The sequence below is a fragment of the Kineococcus indalonis genome (assembly GCF_009906395.1).
Taxonomy (GTDB): domain Bacteria; phylum Actinomycetota; class Actinomycetes; order Actinomycetales; family Kineococcaceae; genus Kineococcus; species Kineococcus indalonis.
In genome coordinates this window covers 1-1,307 of record NZ_JAAALM010000776.1, presented here as the reverse complement: position 1 = coordinate 1,307, position 1,307 = coordinate 1, and the positions used below count along the sequence as shown (strand labels likewise).

Below are 1,307 nucleotides of genomic sequence, written 5' to 3'. Positions count from 1 at the left end.
GATGGGGCAGCTGGAGCTGTCGGCGCGGCCGCTGCCGGACCCGCCGGCGGGGGCGGTGGCCGCCGCGGTGGCCGAGGGGCTGCGCCGGGAGGGGCTGGGCGTGCTGCGCTGGAGCGCGGGGGCGCGCTCGCTGCGCCGGCGGGTGGCGTGCCTGCGCGCCGCGCTGGGCGAGCCGTGGCCGGACCTCTCCGACGCCGCGCTGGCCGCCGACCCGGCGGCGTGGCTGGGCCCGGAGCTGGGGCGGGTGCGCTCGCGCGCGCACCTGCAGCGGCTGGACGTCGCGGCGGCGCTGCGCCGGGCGCTGCCGTGGGAGGCCGCCGCGCGCCTGGACGAGCTGGCCCCCGAGGCGGTGCAGGTGCCCAGCGGGCGGCGCGCGGCGCTGGACTACGAGGACCCGGCCGCGCCGGTGCTGGCGCTGAAGCTGCAGGAGGCGTTCGGCTGGCGCGCCTCCCCGCGGGTGGCCGGCGGGCGGGTGGCCGTCGTGGTGCACCTGCTCTCCCCGGCGGGGCGCCCGCTGGCCGTCACCGCCGACCTGGCCTCGTTCTGGCGCGGCGGGTACGCCGCGGTGCGCGCGGAGAACCGGGGCCGCTACCCCAAGCACCCCTGGCCGGAGGACCCGCTGAGCGCCGAGCCGACGGCCCGCACGAGCGCGGCGCTCAGGCGGGGCGCCCCGCCGCGCTGACCGGTCCGGCGCTGGACCAGGGGAAGTCGATCCAGCGGTCGGTGCGCCGCCAGGAGTACTCCGGCTCCAGCCGGGTGGTGGGCTTGCGGTACACGACCGCCGAGCGCGGCTCGCCGCCGGCGGCGCGCACCATGTCCACCACGACCGCCAGCGTGCGGCCGGTGTCGGCGACGTCGTCGACGACGAGCACGCGCCGCCCGCTCAGCTCGGCCAGGTCCACCGAGGGCGGCAGCACCACCGGCTCCTCCAGGCGGCTGTCCACGCCGGTGTAGAACTCCACGTTGATCGTGCCGGTCTCCTTGACGTCGAGCGCGTAGGCCAGCCCCGCGGCCAGCGGCAGGCCGCCGCGGGCGATGCCCAGCAGCACGTCGGGGCGGTACCCGCCGTCCGCGATCGTCGTGGCGAGCTCGTGGACCGCCTCGCCGAACAGCGACCAGGTGAGGACCTCGCGGTCCGGGGCGGGGGAGGCGTCGCTGGTCATCGGGCGAGGGTAGCGAGCGGGTGCCGAGCGCCCCGCCGCCCGCCGCCGCGCGCACCGGCAGCGCGGAACCCTACGATCACGGACTGTGACGCGAGGGGCGGCGGGGCGCTCGGCACCCGCTCGCTACCCTCGCCCGATGACCAG

The 1,307-nt window shown here is 79.4% G+C and carries 2 protein-coding genes; one reads left to right on the top strand and one right to left on the bottom strand.

Annotated features, from left to right (window positions below; all coding sequences use genetic code 11):
- Window positions 1-682 (top strand): ATP-dependent helicase C-terminal domain-containing protein (locus GTR00_RS21035; protein WP_276610389.1); only part of this gene is annotated, 682 nt, incomplete at its 5' end.
- Here the strand turns inward: GTR00_RS21035 and GTR00_RS21030 are convergent.
- Window positions 657-1,163 (bottom strand): phosphoribosyltransferase, encoded by a 507-nt coding sequence (locus tag GTR00_RS21030; RefSeq protein ID WP_166613462.1) that lies wholly within the window; start codon window positions 1,161-1,163, stop codon window positions 657-659. The two genes, GTR00_RS21035 and GTR00_RS21030, sit on opposite strands and share 26 nt — an antisense overlap.
- Between the last annotated feature and the right edge of the window lie 144 nt (window positions 1,164-1,307).